The sequence below is a fragment of the Cytobacillus sp. BC1816 genome (genome assembly GCF_051353635.1).
GTDB lineage: Bacteria > Bacillota > Bacilli > Bacillales > Cytobacillaceae > Cytobacillus > Cytobacillus oceanisediminis_C.
The window spans coordinates 480,001-493,509 of sequence record NZ_CP195611.1 but is presented as its reverse complement, the minus strand read 5'-3'; the positions used below and the strand labels follow the sequence as shown (position 1 = coordinate 493,509).

The following is a 13,509-nucleotide window of genomic DNA, read 5'->3' as shown; positions in this document are numbered from 1 at the left end:
GCAAATACTATCCCTGCCACAATTACTGGAGGATGAATGATGAAAGTACTTTTCTCCCTTATATTATTTAGCTTCCTGGGAATGCCTCTATACAGCGGACAGGCTGCAGTAAAAGAACAATGGGATCAGCAGGGCCTTTCTGAAGAATATCACGGCCATGTTGAAGAACGTACAGAAGCACCATACAAGCAAATTCAATTGCTGGGCATTAATGATTTCCATGGGCAGCTGAATGTCACTCGGCAGGTTAACGGCAGACCTGCAGGACGCGCTGATTACCTCGCTGCCTATTTGCGGCAGCGTGCTTCTGAAAATGAAAACACCATTTTACTTCATGCTGGAGACATGATTGGAGCCAGTCCACCAGTATCCGCTCTTCTGCGGGATGAACCGACTATTGAATTTTTGAATAAGATGGGGTTTGATATCGGCACGATCGGCAATCATGAATTTGATCGAGGATCTGATGAACTGCTTCGTCTGCTAAGCGGCAGCATCCCTTCAGCAGCAAAAGATTATTCCGGATCCCATTTCCCTTGGATTGCAGCCAATGTCATCAGCCAAAAGTCAGGCAAGCCCTTCCTTCCTCCATATAAAATAGTAAATGTCAGCGGGATCCCAATTGGATTTATCGGAGTCATCACGAAAGAAACACCGGCTATTTCCGCGCCTAACAGTGTGAAAGATCTGATTTTCACCGATGAAGCTGAAGCCATCAACAAGTATGTCCGGGAACTTAAAAAACAAGGAGTAAGAGCCATTGTGGTACTGGCGCATGTCCCTGGAAAATCAAAATCAAATGGAGAGCATGCAAGAGGCCAGTTAATAGAGTTGGCCCATCAGGTGGATGACGAAGTGGATATTATGTTCGGAGGCCATAGTCATGACTATCTGAACAGTGTGGTGGATGGAAAGCTTCTTGTACAGGCCTATTCATATGGCACTGCCTTTTCTGATGTAGATATAGAAATAGATCCCCAGACAAAGGATATTGTCCACAAGCACGCTGAAATTGTGAATGTTTTTCAAGAGAATATCCAGCCCGCAAGCGACATAACCAGGATGATCGAGCGCTATGAAAGAAAAGTAGAATCCACTGTGAACAGATATATCGGCACTGCCGCAATTTCAATCACAGCCGAACAAAACAGAAGCGGTGAATCAGCCCTGGGCAATCTTATTGCCGATTCCCAGCGGGCAGTGATGGAAACAGATTTCGCTTTCATCAATCCAGGAGGAATCCGGGCAGACATTGACGCTGGCCGTGTTACATGGGGAAACTTATATGTCGCCCTTCCCTTCAGCAATCAGCTTGTCAAAATGAACCTGACAGGCAGCCAAATTCGTGATGTCCTCAATCAGCAATGGCAGCCAAATACAACTAGAATTCTTCAGATCTCTGGACTCACTTATACTTGGGATGACAGCAAGCCTAGAGGTGAAAAAATAAATGATATATATCTGTCTGACGGAACATTACTTGAGCCGAACAAAAACTATTCGGTCACTGTAAATACCTATCTCGCTGATGGAGGAGACAATTTTACAGGATTCCGAAAAGGAACAAACAGAGTGACCGGCCCAAGTGATATAGATGCACTAGTGGACTATATACAGAATTCAGCACAGCCATTCAGCTCCGCGATTGATGGACGCATAAAGAGAATAGACTGAAAAAGGACAGCTCGGCGACTGTCCTTTTTTCTTATCCATTTAATACTAATAGCAGGATCGACATCATATCCTTCTATTAGGATTAGAAAGAAAGGAATAGGATAATGAAAAAGTATATTTATTTTCTCATGCTGTTCGGCGTCTTTTTTCCATTTTTTCATAAGACAGCCATTGTTTTTGAAAACTGGAGATTGTGTACAAATACATCCAAATTGATAGGGATCCAGCTTTATGGACTGGATTCAATGAGAAACCTCCTAATATCATCACTGGCGGCCCTGGTTGCCTTTTTTTTCACCCAACTATTTATTGGGTGGGACAACAAACATAAAAGTTCTTAAACATATGGAATTGCAGCCTATTCATACACTGTAAATTGCGGCTTAGTCGGATGGTCAATGACCAGAGCATCATTTGGAAATTTTAAGAGCTTTTTATACAAAACAAGGTCTCCAAAACACCCAACTGTCAATATCGCCCCTAATATCGATAAGCCAGGCATATTCAGTACCATTCCAAGAACAAGGGGCAATAAACCTGTCGGAATGAATGGCAGCATTAAAACCTTTTTCATTTGCTGAACCGTCACTGGCTGTTTGGCATGGGCATAGGCCACACCCAATTTCAAATTGACTCCCCAGGACATTTCACTCCATGGGACACCGCCAATATAGCGAAAACCTGCCAAATGGATGACTTCATGCAAAATAACTATAACGACCATACCAGCTAAAAATAATAGCATACCTATAAGATCAAAAGACATTTCGCCTCCGCCATAAATTACGGCATGTAAAAAGAGCACTCCAAATACCAGCGCAATCGTTGCAATGAATAAATAAACCTGCAATTTCATCATTGAAATGAAAACAACCGTTTGTTTTTTATTTTGCAAATTTTCACCCCGCGAGGAATTAGTCGATTACCTATATTTACGGATCACAAACAGCAAAGTTTCAAAAAATGGCCATTGCCGTCAGCTTATATCCTTTATTGCTCTCCCCATTGCCTTTAGCCCTCCAAACTGCCAGCTTCTAATGCATTACCTTTACCTTGAAGCTTCAGCTGAATAAAACCAAAGATGGACGAAATGATTAATAATATTCCTGATAAAATGTAAATAAACCGGACACCGATTAGATCAGTTAAGACCCCTATGCCCAAAATGGAGACAACGAAAATCAATTCGTTTAAGACAGATTTAGCAGCAAGAATTTTCGTGAGCATTGTTTCATCTGCACTATTTTGATACATAGTGGTTTGTGCAAGATCCCGCAGCTGATAGGAAGGTCCCATCAATATTACAAATAGCAGCGCTAAGAAAGGATTCGATATAAAACCATACCCCAAAGTAAGAATCCCGAAAGCACTGGAGCCAATCAGCATAAAAATAATCAAACGGCCTTGCAGTAAATAAGAAAGCCGGTAAATGAGGATTCCTCCAGCAATAGTGCCTAAGTAATATCCTCCGTTGATATAGCCCCACCAGGACTCCCCCTTTCCAAGGGCATCCTCCACATAGGTTAACGTAACCGCACCAATCCAAATCGTTCCTGCCCAAGCTTCTATTAAATCCATTATGATCAGTACTCGAAGCCCTTTATCCTGGAAGAGCAATTTCCAGCCAGCCATTAGACTGGACAGCATTCGGAAGTTTGAGTTCACAGCAGGTGATTGGCTTATTTTTATCAAAAACAAGCTTAGAAGAGAAATAAAAAGTAGAATGATCGTAATGATCAATGTGAATTGTTTGCCAAGGAAAGCTAACAGGATACCACCAAAAGTCCACCCTGCAAACAAGAAAGTCTGGTCAACACTTGAGAGCAGGCTATTCGCTTTGACTCTTTGCTTTTTAGGAATAACAGCTTTTACCATGGATATTTTAATAGGTGAGAAAATGCCATTAAAAAAGGATATAAGGGCCAACACAAAGAAAATAGCCATTAACATAAAATCCGTCAATTGCTGCGAGAGTAACATCATTAATCCAGCAATCAGAACGATCTGGCTTATCTGGGAAAACTTCAATAGATTTATTGGCTGAAATCTATCCGAAATGGATGGAAGCAGTATATTGCTGATCATTCTCGATATGACACTAACCAATGTGACGGCTGCAGAAAGTGCTGTGCTCCCTGTTTCATTATACAAATGCAGCACCACAGCCATCGTGTACAGGGCAAACCCAAGATTCGCTGCTGTCTGGCTTACTAGAAGAGCGTAAAATGAACGATTCATCACTAAACCCCTATCTAAAAGAATTTTCGTTGCAAACCAGCATGATTTCTATAAAGTTAAGCTCTTAATCTAATATTAAAAATCTATCATTTAGCTTAACATATTAAAAATGCATGCAGCAGCCAGCTCAGTTATATGTTTTCCATTCTGAAAAACAATATAGATCATGGTAGCTTGTTCCTATTTTCAGAAAAACATATCACGATTTTCCTTAATGTCTGTATAATCAACTTAAACTATTAAAAGAAAGGAGATCAACAGAATACGTGCTTTACATATGGGATATCGAAAAGATTATAAAAAACACCTTGGATGGGTTCCAATTGGATATTAACTATGAGTTCTGCAATACACTTACTGCACCCATGAGCTACAACGTTTCAACAAATACAATTAAGTTTAACTACCTGAAAGTGAACGGCTACATAGCAAAAATTAATTTTAAAATAAAAGAAACAGATGAGAACCTGGTTAAATTAATGCTATTCCATGAAATCGGGTATTATCTGGACTTCAAGAAAAACAAACATGATATAAGAACGCTAATGTACGGAGAAGATGACGAGAAAGAACAGCTCATGTCTGAAATTGAAAAAAACTCCTGGGATTTTGGAAGAAAAATAGTACCGGAACAACTGGTAAATGCCTATGATCATTTACGGGAATTGGATAAAATGTTCAGCTAGAAAAAGAAATGCGCCTCATCAAGAGACGCATTTCTTTTTTAATTCGGTTCCACATGGACGTGAACATCATAAACCCCATAATCCTTCATCATTACTTTCTCCACATGTGTCGCAATATCATGGGCTTCCTTAATATCAAGCTTGGAATTAACCAGAATAACCACATCAATCACTTCATTGTTTCCATAGCTTCTGCCTTTAATATCTTTAATGCCTTTTACCCCGTCTACATTTTTGATGACATCCTGATAATGCTTAATCTTTTTTTCATCAAATCCATCAGATAGTTCATGGGAGGCTTGTACAAAAATATCCCAAGCCGTTTTGCATATTAAAAACCCGACAAAAACGGCTGTTAATGGATCAAGCCATGGCATGTTCAGCTGCGAACCAAAAATTCCGACGGCAGTGCCTATACTCACCCATGCGTCTGAAATATTGTCCTTTGCCGCTGCCATTACGGCCTTGCTGTTAATTTTCATAGCTAAATTTTTATTGTATCGGTATACAAAGTACATTGCAGCTCCAGAAATAACTCCGGTATATGCCGCAAAAATATCAGGAGATTCATTAACTCCATCAAACATGGATGAAACAGCATTTAGCAGAACTTGAAGACCTACTGCAGCCATTATGAAGGAAGCTACCATGGAAGCAATGGTCTCACTCTTCCAATGGCCATACCCATGATTTTTATCCGGCGGACGCTGAGAAATCCTAAGCCCTATAAGCACTGCAATTGAAGCGATTATATCTGTTGTATTATTCAACCCATCTGCTTTCAAAGCAGCAGAGTCACTCACATATCCAATTGTTAATTTTAGTACAGAAAGACATATATAAGCTGCAATACTAATAAAAGCAGCACGTTCGCCTAACTTAAGGTTATAATACTTTTCCTCTTCCATGCCCCAGCCTCCTAATTTACCCTTGATTATATTACCAAGCGGAATTCGGGTGGGTCTAGAGCAATCTTTTTGTCTTTTATTAAATAAATAAGCAAAATGCAATTAAGTTGCACTAGTGAAAATTCAAGCCAGCCCCATAATAGGCTGGCTTGATTTGAATCATCTTAATGTACATATAGAAGAAACAGAATTTGTACAGCCTGAAAGAAACAGCCCATCTTCCAAGCAAATCTAAGCCTTCTTAAGACTCGTCTCAAACAAATCAATAATTTCCAAAAATCTCTCAGCTTCTCTAAACGTATGATCAGCCAGAAGAGGATGAATATTGCTTTTGATCCGACAGGCCTCTATTAATTCTCTGGCTGTTTTCTTGAAATCCCTTAATGAAGCAACTGATACTTTATTCTCATTTAAAAAATGGCTAAGTATTGGTTTCGTTTCTGATTCAGGCTGCATAGAGTCAAGATCAACAGCTTGAAAGACCAATTGATCGAAATCATGGCTAAACTCTCTTGCCTGTTCTACCAGCTTTCTTTCCGAAGGATCCAGTAAATGGCCAATAAACTTAGCATGGTCAGCCATGATCCTTAAAAAGAAGACATTTTCTTCTATAATAGCTTCCGGTTTTGGTGCGAGTATCCCTGAGTTGAGGTCTTTTAATCGATTTGCAAAGTATGCAGCTTCTCTGCTGATATGGTCAATCAATAAAGGAAAATTATTTGAACGGATTTCGCATCTTAATGTCAGCCCCAGCACTTTCCTCTTATAGCTCCAGATGGCAGCAGCTGCTTGATAAACCTCATTATTAAATGCCTGAACCTGGCTAAGTTCTGAGTTGATTGTAAATCTGGCCAGCTTTTCCTCGATTCTTTCAAATAAAGCGATAAATTGCTGTGCTTCGGCAATTAATTGTTTCTGTTCATAGGTAAACCCTAAACTTAAAAATAGTGCATGTTCTTTCATAATCCTGGACCAAAATTTAATTTCATCCAGCGATCTAACGACTATTGGATTCGCCATGTTTTCCCCTCCCCAATTACTCACTCCTTCTCATATATATTTATGATTTTCTGCCATTATTCTTTTATTGAAGCAGATAAACCAGCTGATAAATGTAAAAACTGCTCCCAAGAAGGCAGCAGTCATTCTTTTACTCATATTTAGAAAAATCCATAAAATAGCTATAAATCAAGTAAATAACCATTGCAAACGCAGTTGAAATAAAACCCCAACCCAGCGTAATCTGCTCGATGACCAAATAGTTATTGCAAAGCTGTACAGGGGACCAGATGTATAGCCATCCTAGAGCTAAAAATAAGATAGTAAAGAAAATAATGAGAGCATGCTTCCAAAATGAACTTAGCTTTGGCCAGCTGTCCCGCAATGGCACACCGCCCAAAAATGGAAGTGAGATAAATTTAAAGACTTCCACACTCGTAAGCGTCAATGCTTCATCCATTGTCCTTGGCAGAGACCAATACACCAGAATGATTGAAAACAGCAATATACCCGGCACTCCGTTTTCATTCCATTTTGAGAAAAATTCCGTGAAGCGATTCTGAAAGAACTTTGCCATGAATATACCAGAGATCACCAGTAAAGGCATTTGCATATGCATATGGGTAATCATGATGGACTCCAGAAAATCAGCTGCAGGCGGAAGCATCAATACAAGCAGCAGGAGTAATCCGTAAACTGATGACTTCATCATTCTTCCCCTCCGCTCTCCAGAATCTCCGTTATCCGTTCAGCCGCTTCTTCAATTAAGGTGTAATCCATGACTTCAACTAACTGTCCTTTTGGATTCACCAGATAAAAGGCAGAGTTATGGGCAAAATTGCCGTATTCATCTGGAATGACAATGACGCCAAATCGATCAAGCAGAGATTCAAGCTCCATCTGTTTCGGTATCCTCGCCATTCTCCACGTTTCTCCGTCACTGCCAAAAGCCTTGCGGTAAGTTTCCAATGTTTTGGGAGTATCCCGCTTTGGATCAAAACTAATGCTCAGGAATTGAATATCTTGGCCAATATACTTTTCTGGAATCCGTTTATATACTTCAGACATATTAACCTCCAGTTCAGGACAAACAGTACCGCATGAAGTATATAAAAAGGTAATAAACACATACTTCCCTTCAAATTCTGTGAAAGAATAGGTCTTCCCGTTATTATCTTCAAGCGTTACATCCGGGAACTTGGGCTTTTCATCCATTAACTGATTAACCCTGGCTGTTTCAGCAGTAAAAGCCTGAAAGCCATCTGTGCCAATGTAAAAAAGGATCACGCCAAACACCAGTACAACCAAGCTTGAAAGTGCCGTTTTATTTTTTGGAAACATGATTCATCACTTCCTTTTAAAAGAAAGAGACAGCCCAGCACCCGAGCTATCTCTCTTTCCTTACCAGGTTTTATAAGGAGGTGAACCTGGAGGAGCATTGACAATAAAATCGACCAATGGAATGACATAAGCCATGCCGACAAGGACAATCATACACACAATCCATAACCCCCAGCGCTCTGTCCATCTAGGTGTTGGCGCTTCATCCTCTTCTACATCCGCAACAGGGAATTCTGTGTTTCCTTTTGGCGCAAAGAACATGAGGTAGAATACAGCATATACCTGCATAAGTACACCGATCATCAGAAGGGTACCACCGATAGCCAGGAAGAACAGATAAGGATCCCAGCTTAAAGCAGTTGCATTGTCAAAGTATGTTGAATAGGAAGTTCTTCTTGGAGAACCCAGCAGACCCACCCAGTGCATCGCACCGGACATGATGATCATACCGAGCGTCCATATGATCGTTTGTATAACCCCAAGTTTATTGATCTGCGGTGTCAGCATTCTTTTTGATACATAAGGAATAAGCCAGTAGCTGATACCGAAGAACGTCATGACGACAGACATGCCAAGTGTTAAGTGGAAATGACCGACAATCCACATTGTGTTATGAACTACCTGGTTCAATTGGTTTGTGCTTTGTACTATTCCTCCCGCTCCGGCAGGAATAAAAGCAGCCATCGCGATAAATGGTGCGAGGAATCGAACATCTCCCCAAGGAAGTTTCTTATACCAGCCGATAAGACCTCTTCCGCCTTTCTTTCTCGCTGTACGCTCAAATACGGCAAACATAGCATAAGCAGTCATTAATGAAGGGAAACCAATTGCCAAACTCATAAACACATGCATGTATTTCACAGGTTCAGAAATACCAGGATCAATAATCTGATGATGGAAGCCGCCGGTAATATTCATAATTACTAGTGCAATAACCACAATCCTTGTTAAAAGGTCATTCCATCTTCGGCCGCCAATAATCTTCGGTACTATAACATACCAGGCAGAGACCGCCGTTAAATACCAGATGTTTACCAGCGTATGGCCGAACGCCCAGAACAGCGTGCGTGCAACCATGACATTTATTGTCTCCACCCATCCAAAAGCCCAAGGGATAATGGTAAAAACCTCAATGGCTACAGGTATGCTTCCAAAAAATAAGAGAACAAATACACCGGTTGCAAAGAAAGAAAGAATAGGGATATGCTGGCCGGGATTCCTCTTTCGCCAGCTAGCCACATTAATAAATGCACCAAAGGCGCACATCCATACACCCAATACAATGAAGACTAAGCCGATATAGAAAATGGGTGAAGCAGCCATTGGCGGATAGAAAGTATACATAACAGATGCTTCATTCATTAAAATCGGAATCACAGCTAGGACAAATCCGAAAATCTTCATCCAGAAGCCAATCCAGGCCATCTTTCTTACCTTAGGAAGCAGTCCTCCCAGAGTATGCGATAATCCAGCATAGAAGTAACCAATTGTGAAGAAAGCCGAAAGAACGACTACCAGCAGCAGACCGTGAGCTGTAAGAACCTGATAATAGTTCAGCCATGCCGGCAATTCCAGCATTCCAGCCCGGTTCAGTCCTTGCAAAAGTCCAAGTATTCCGCCCAGCAGGATGGCTAAAAAAGCAACAGATAAATATGATTTCGTTATTTTTGCATCCTCCAGGCTAATTCCCATAACTTTATTTGCTTTATCCTTAAAAGCTTGTGTTTTTCCCGTTTGCTTAATAACTGTTTCCACTGTTATCCCCCCTTTATTTCACCGTAATGGTAGTACTCATCATCTGATGGCCTGCACCGCAGTACTCATTGCAAAGAACCAAATATTCACCCGGCTTATCAAATTTCTGAGTGATCTTTTGTACATAGCCAGGCACAACCATTGCATTTAAGTTCGTGTCAGCAACCTGAAAGCCATGCACGACATCTTTTGATGTCATAGTAAAATGAACCGTTGATCCTGCAGGAACTTCAATTTCATTTGGGGTAAAGCTGAATACCTGAAGGGTCATGACTACTTCATACTCTTTCTCGCCTACCTTTTTAATCCCGGGATTATCGAATGGCGCTGTTTCATCCACTTTTTGAGGATCAATTCGCTCTCCATAGCTTGGCGGCCCCATCTCCAGGGCGAATGTCTGATAGCCCGTAATCAGCATGAATCCAATAATCATTCCAAAGCTTAATATCAGCCATATCTTCTCCGACCGATGCATCATTTTATATCCCCCCTATAATCTGGTCATGTACAGGCCATACACAATTAAATAAGTAACAAAGATCCCAAGCCCCACAACTGTAACTGAAAAGAACGTACCCCTTAGAGAGTTATGTTCCTTTGAACTGCTCTGGACCACTTTTCGCGTTTCCACCTTCTATCAGCTCCTTAGCTTTGTTACCTACATCATAGTTGAGAAGGGTTTTCATAAAAGTGAAATGAATCACACTTTTTTCATATATTCGCAGGCAAAGATGCTGAGATATAAGCAAAAACACAGTAATATCAAGGTTTTCCTCCATTGAATTCTATACTGGCAAGCATGACGATTCACAAATAGTTCACAAAAGATCTACTCACGAATAACCCCATGCTAATGGGGAGTCTTAAGATCTCGCTTCTTCATATTCGCTTTTCTTCTTTAGGTACAATTAGACTTTTTGTCACTTATATCCCCTTTCCCGTTGTCTTAGGAATGATTAATCCTCTTTCGTTCCCTTGCATTCAAACTTCCTAACTTACAGGAAGAAATTTAAACGAAACTCCATCATCTACTTTTCTTTATTTTAAAAAAACCTGTCTCTCTAAGAGACAGGCTTTATACATATTGATTGATACAAAGATTTGGGAACAGAAGCTTTTAAATAGGTATCCCATAACCATTTCAAGAAAAGTTTCTATAAACAAAAAAACCAATCCCTATTGGAATTAGTTTGAAAATGGTATGTATAATGGTGGGCCTAAATGGACTCGAACCATCGACCTCACGCTTATCAGGCGTGCGCTCTAACCAGCTGAGCTATAGGCCCATATGTTGGAGCGGGTGAAGGGAATCGAACCCTCATCATCAGCTTGGAAGGCTGAGGTTTTACCACTAAACTACACCCGCATATGATTATCAGTTGGAGGCAACACCCGGATTTGAACCGGGGATGGAGGTTTTGCAGACCTCTGCCTTACCACTTGGCTATGCTGCCTTAAAAATGGCTGGGCTAGCAGGATTCGAACCTGCGAGTGACGGAGTCAAAGTCCGGTGCCTTACCGCTTGGCTATAGCCCAATAATAATGCTGTCTAAAAGAATAATGGGGCGATTGATGGGAATCGAACCCACGAATGTCGGAGCCACAATCCGATGCGTTAACCACTTCGCCACAACCGCCACTATCCTACTGGCAGGGGTAGCAGGAATCGAACCCACATCAAAGGTTTTGGAGACCTTCGTTTTACCATTAAACTATACCCCTATATAAATGGTGGAGGGGGGCAGATTCGAACTGCCGAACCCGAAGGAGCGGATTTACAGTCCGCCGCGTTTAGCCACTTCGCTACCCCTCCAAGTCTGAAAAGACTAAGGAAATGGTGGCTCAGGACGGAATCGAACCGCCGACACAAGGATTTTCAGTCCTTTGCTCTACCGACTGAGCTACTGAGCCACATATTATTTACTTTTTGTAAAAATGGCGGTCCGGACGGGACTCGAACCCGCGACCTCCTGCGTGACAGGCAGGCATTCTAACCAACTGAACTACCGGACCAGATTGCGGGGGCAGGATTTGAACCTGCGACCTTCGGGTTATGAGCCCGACGAGCTACCGGACTGCTCCACCCCGCGATAGTATTATTTATGTGATTTTTCCATGCTCACATCTAGCATTTCATCTCGCAGCTTATTCAATGAAGTACCGCCCCGATTTCAGAAAGATTATTCGGGCGTGCTCCACCCCGCGATAGTATTATTAAATAAAATCTGGAGGAGGAAAGGGGATTCGAACCCCTGCGCGGTTTGACCCGCCTGTCGGTTTTCAAGACCGATCCCTTCAGCCTGACTTGGGTATTCCTCCGAAAAATAAGCATATTGGTAGCGGCGGAGGGGATCGAACCCCCGACCTCACGGGTATGAACCGTACGCTCTAGCCAGCTGAGCTACACCGCCATTATGACTAAATATTTATGGTGGAGCCTAGCGGGATCGAACCGCTGACCTCCTGCGTGCAAAGCAGGCGCTCTCCCAGCTGAGCTAAGGCCCCATGTAATAAAAGAAGTGTCGCTGGTCGGGAAGACAGGATTCGAACCTGCGACCCCTTGGTCCCAAACCAAGTGCTCTACCAAGCTGAGCTACTCCCCGTAATATGGCGCGCCCGAGAGGAGTCGAACCCCTAACCTTTTGATCCGTAGTCAAACGCTCTATCCAATTGAGCTACGGGCGCAAAATAATGGAGCGGAAGACGGGATTCGAACCCGCGACCCCCACCTTGGCAAGGTGATGTTCTACCACTGAACTACTTCCGCTTAAAATGGTGCGGGTGAAGGGAGTCGAACCCCCACGCCTTGCGGCGCCAGATCCTAAGTCTGGTGCGTCTGCCAATTCCGCCACACCCGCAATATGAAATTAAAATGGTGAGCCATGAAGGACTCGAACCTTCGACCCTCTGATTAAAAGTCAGATGCTCTACCGACTGAGCTAATGGCTCATACCTTTAGAAGAGCAAATCGCTCGTTCAAAAGTTATGGTGGAGGATGACGGGATCGAACCGCCGACCCTCTGCTTGTAAGGCAGATGCTCTCCCAGCTGAGCTAATCCTCCAAAATGGTGACCCCTACGGGATTCGAACCCGTGTTACCGCCGTGAAAGGGCGGTGTCTTAACCGCTTGACCAAGGGGCCATATAAAATTACCCAATTAGGGTGCCCGGCAGCGTCCTACTCTCACAGGGGGACAGCCCCCAACTACCATCGGCGCTGAGAAGCTTAACTTCCGTGTTCGGTATGGGAACGGGTGTGACCTTCTCGCTATCGCCACCGGACTATTTGGTTGAAGAAACTTCGTTCCCTCAAAACTAGATAATGCATGAAGAAGCATATGCCGAGAATTCACCAATGACTTGTCTAGCTTCGGCTCCTAACTTCTCGGCCGTTTCGATCCGTCCCTCCAAATCCCAAAACCAGGATTTGAATAGCCGGCTCTCCAACGTCTCTCGAAGTTGAACAGTCGCCTCCGCTTTTCGTTTTGGTTAAGTCCTCGATCGATTAGTATCAGTCAGCTCCACATGTCGCCACGCTTCCACCTCTGACCTATCAACCTGATCATCTTTCAGGGATCTTACTAGCTTGACGCTATGGGAAATCTCATCTCGAGGGGGGCTTCATGCTTAGATGCTTTCAGCACTTATCCCTTCCGCACATAGCTACCCAGCGATGCCTTTGGCAAGACAACTGGTACACCAGCGGTGCGTCCATCCCGGTCCTCTCGTACTAAGGACAGCTCCTCTCAAATTTCCTGCGCCCACGACGGATAGGGACCGAACTGTCTCACGACGTTCTGAACCCAGCTCGCGTACCGCTTTAATGGGCGAACAGCCCAACCCTTGGGACCGACTACAGCCCCAGGATGCGATGAGCCGACATCGAGGTGCCAAACCTCCCCGTCGATG

General features: G+C 42.8%; 11 protein-coding genes, 20 tRNA genes and 2 rRNA genes (1 of these 33 only partly in view). 2 read left to right on the top strand and 31 right to left on the bottom strand.

The window, feature by feature from the left end; all coding sequences use genetic code 11:
* The first annotated feature begins 39 nt into the window (after positions 1–39).
* Entirely contained in the window at positions 40–1,674 is a 1,635-nt protein-coding gene (locus tag ACR42H_RS02630; RefSeq protein ID WP_436376813.1) for a bifunctional metallophosphatase/5'-nucleotidase, read from the top strand.
* 358 nt (positions 1,675–2,032) lie between these two features.
* Here the strand turns inward: ACR42H_RS02630 and ACR42H_RS02625 are convergent, their stop codons facing one another.
* A complete protein-coding gene (locus tag ACR42H_RS02625; RefSeq protein WP_436374626.1) occupies positions 2,033–2,569 on the bottom strand; it encodes a DUF3267 domain-containing protein in 537 nt (178 codons plus the stop codon).
* Between the two features lie 116 nt (positions 2,570–2,685).
* Positions 2,686–3,912, bottom strand: a complete 1,227-nt coding sequence (locus ACR42H_RS02620; RefSeq protein ID WP_436374625.1) for an MFS transporter — start codon at positions 3,910–3,912, stop codon at positions 2,686–2,688.
* Between the two features lie 266 nt (positions 3,913–4,178).
* Here ACR42H_RS02620 and ACR42H_RS02615 point away from each other — a divergent pair, with 266 nt between their 5' ends.
* Complete coding sequence (locus ACR42H_RS02615; RefSeq protein WP_113884295.1) at positions 4,179–4,598, top strand: hypothetical protein; 420 nt, start codon at positions 4,179–4,181, stop codon at positions 4,596–4,598.
* A 38-nt stretch (positions 4,599–4,636) separates the two neighbouring features.
* Here ACR42H_RS02615 and ACR42H_RS02610 read toward each other — a convergent pair whose 3' ends face one another.
* From ACR42H_RS02610 to ACR42H_RS02470, 29 genes are all read right to left on the bottom strand, one after another.
* Positions 4,637–5,506 (bottom strand): cation diffusion facilitator family transporter, encoded by an 870-nt coding sequence (locus ACR42H_RS02610; protein WP_436374624.1) that lies wholly within the window; start codon positions 5,504–5,506, stop codon positions 4,637–4,639.
* 231 nt (positions 5,507–5,737) lie between these two features.
* Positions 5,738–6,526: a DUF2935 domain-containing protein gene (locus ACR42H_RS02605; RefSeq protein WP_436374623.1), complete on the bottom strand. Its 789-nt coding sequence runs from the start codon at positions 6,524–6,526 to the stop codon at positions 5,738–5,740.
* Between the two features lie 130 nt (positions 6,527–6,656).
* Positions 6,657–7,217, bottom strand: coding sequence for a hypothetical protein (locus ACR42H_RS02600; protein WP_436374622.1), 561 nt, complete (start codon positions 7,215–7,217; stop codon positions 6,657–6,659).
* Positions 7,214–7,846, bottom strand: a complete 633-nt coding sequence (locus ACR42H_RS02595) for an SCO family protein (protein WP_113884299.1) — start codon at positions 7,844–7,846, stop codon at positions 7,214–7,216. The genes ACR42H_RS02600 and ACR42H_RS02595 overlap by 4 nt, the downstream gene beginning before the upstream one ends.
* Before the next feature lie 60 nt (positions 7,847–7,906).
* Positions 7,907–9,601, bottom strand: a complete 1,695-nt coding sequence (locus tag ACR42H_RS02590; RefSeq protein WP_113884300.1) for a cbb3-type cytochrome c oxidase subunit I — start codon at positions 9,599–9,601, stop codon at positions 7,907–7,909.
* 13 nt (positions 9,602–9,614) lie between these two features.
* Positions 9,615–10,079 (bottom strand): cytochrome c oxidase subunit II, encoded by a 465-nt coding sequence (locus ACR42H_RS02585; RefSeq protein ID WP_113884301.1) that lies wholly within the window; start codon positions 10,077–10,079, stop codon positions 9,615–9,617.
* Between the two features lie 12 nt (positions 10,080–10,091).
* Positions 10,092–10,232, bottom strand: coding sequence for a cytochrome c oxidase subunit 2A (locus ACR42H_RS02580; protein ID WP_134177280.1), 141 nt, complete (start codon positions 10,230–10,232; stop codon positions 10,092–10,094).
* 578 nt (positions 10,233–10,810) lie between these two features.
* Positions 10,811–10,887 (bottom strand) — tRNA-Ile (locus ACR42H_RS02575).
* Between the two features lie 6 nt (positions 10,888–10,893).
* Positions 10,894–10,967: transfer RNA gene (locus ACR42H_RS02570), tRNA-Gly, on the bottom strand.
* 14 nt (positions 10,968–10,981) lie between these two features.
* Positions 10,982–11,055, bottom strand: a tRNA-Cys gene (locus ACR42H_RS02565).
* Between the two features lie 7 nt (positions 11,056–11,062).
* Positions 11,063–11,137 (bottom strand) — tRNA-Gln (locus ACR42H_RS02560).
* A 25-nt stretch (positions 11,138–11,162) separates the two neighbouring features.
* Positions 11,163–11,238: transfer RNA gene (locus ACR42H_RS02555), tRNA-His, on the bottom strand.
* A gap of 11 nt (positions 11,239–11,249) precedes the next feature.
* A tRNA-Trp gene (locus ACR42H_RS02550) sits at positions 11,250–11,323 on the bottom strand.
* Between the two features lie 7 nt (positions 11,324–11,330).
* Positions 11,331–11,414: transfer RNA gene (locus tag ACR42H_RS02545), tRNA-Tyr, on the bottom strand.
* Positions 11,415–11,436: 22 nt separating this feature from the next.
* Positions 11,437–11,512: transfer RNA gene (locus ACR42H_RS02540), tRNA-Phe, on the bottom strand.
* Between the two features lie 25 nt (positions 11,513–11,537).
* A tRNA-Asp gene (locus ACR42H_RS02535) sits at positions 11,538–11,614 on the bottom strand.
* A 3-nt stretch (positions 11,615–11,617) separates the two neighbouring features.
* A tRNA-Met gene (locus ACR42H_RS02530) sits at positions 11,618–11,691 on the bottom strand.
* A gap of 136 nt (positions 11,692–11,827) precedes the next feature.
* Positions 11,828–11,920, bottom strand: a tRNA-Ser gene (locus ACR42H_RS02525).
* 15 nt (positions 11,921–11,935) lie between these two features.
* Positions 11,936–12,012, bottom strand: a tRNA-Met gene (locus ACR42H_RS02520).
* 18 nt (positions 12,013–12,030) lie between these two features.
* Positions 12,031–12,106: transfer RNA gene (locus tag ACR42H_RS02515), tRNA-Ala, on the bottom strand.
* 21 nt (positions 12,107–12,127) lie between these two features.
* Positions 12,128–12,204: transfer RNA gene (locus ACR42H_RS02510), tRNA-Pro, on the bottom strand.
* Between the two features lie 5 nt (positions 12,205–12,209).
* Positions 12,210–12,286: transfer RNA gene (locus ACR42H_RS02505), tRNA-Arg, on the bottom strand.
* 7 nt (positions 12,287–12,293) lie between these two features.
* Positions 12,294–12,368: transfer RNA gene (locus tag ACR42H_RS02500), tRNA-Gly, on the bottom strand.
* A 6-nt stretch (positions 12,369–12,374) separates the two neighbouring features.
* Positions 12,375–12,459, bottom strand: a tRNA-Leu gene (locus ACR42H_RS02495).
* A gap of 15 nt (positions 12,460–12,474) precedes the next feature.
* Positions 12,475–12,550: transfer RNA gene (locus tag ACR42H_RS02490), tRNA-Lys, on the bottom strand.
* A gap of 37 nt (positions 12,551–12,587) precedes the next feature.
* Positions 12,588–12,663: transfer RNA gene (locus ACR42H_RS02485), tRNA-Val, on the bottom strand.
* 4 nt (positions 12,664–12,667) lie between these two features.
* Positions 12,668–12,742, bottom strand: a tRNA-Glu gene (locus tag ACR42H_RS02480).
* Between the two features lie 23 nt (positions 12,743–12,765).
* Positions 12,766–12,882: ribosomal RNA gene (gene rrf / locus ACR42H_RS02475) — 5S ribosomal RNA — on the bottom strand.
* 203 nt (positions 12,883–13,085) lie between these two features.
* Positions 13,086–13,509, bottom strand: a 23S ribosomal RNA gene (locus tag ACR42H_RS02470) (it continues 2,512 nt past the right edge of the window).

Excerpts from the sequence above, each read along its gene's own strand:
- ACR42H_RS02630 (WP_436376813.1), top strand. The coding sequence starts at position 40 with ATGAAAGTACTTTTCTCCCTTATATTATTTAGCTTCCTGGGAATGCCT.
- ACR42H_RS02620 (WP_436374625.1), bottom strand. The coding sequence starts at position 3,912 with ATGAATCGTTCATTTTACGCTCTTCTAGTAAGCCAGACAGCAGCGAAT.
- ACR42H_RS02610 (WP_436374624.1), bottom strand. The coding sequence starts at position 5,506 with ATGGAAGAGGAAAAGTATTATAACCTTAAGTTAGGCGAACGTGCTGCT.
- ACR42H_RS02605 (WP_436374623.1), bottom strand. The coding sequence starts at position 6,526 with ATGGCGAATCCAATAGTCGTTAGATCGCTGGATGAAATTAAATTTTGG.
- ACR42H_RS02600 (WP_436374622.1), bottom strand. The coding sequence starts at position 7,217 with ATGATGAAGTCATCAGTTTACGGATTACTCCTGCTGCTTGTATTGATG.
- ACR42H_RS02595 (WP_113884299.1), bottom strand. The coding sequence starts at position 7,846 with ATGTTTCCAAAAAATAAAACGGCACTTTCAAGCTTGGTTGTACTGGTG.
- ACR42H_RS02585 (WP_113884301.1), bottom strand. The coding sequence starts at position 10,079 with ATGATGCATCGGTCGGAGAAGATATGGCTGATATTAAGCTTTGGAATG.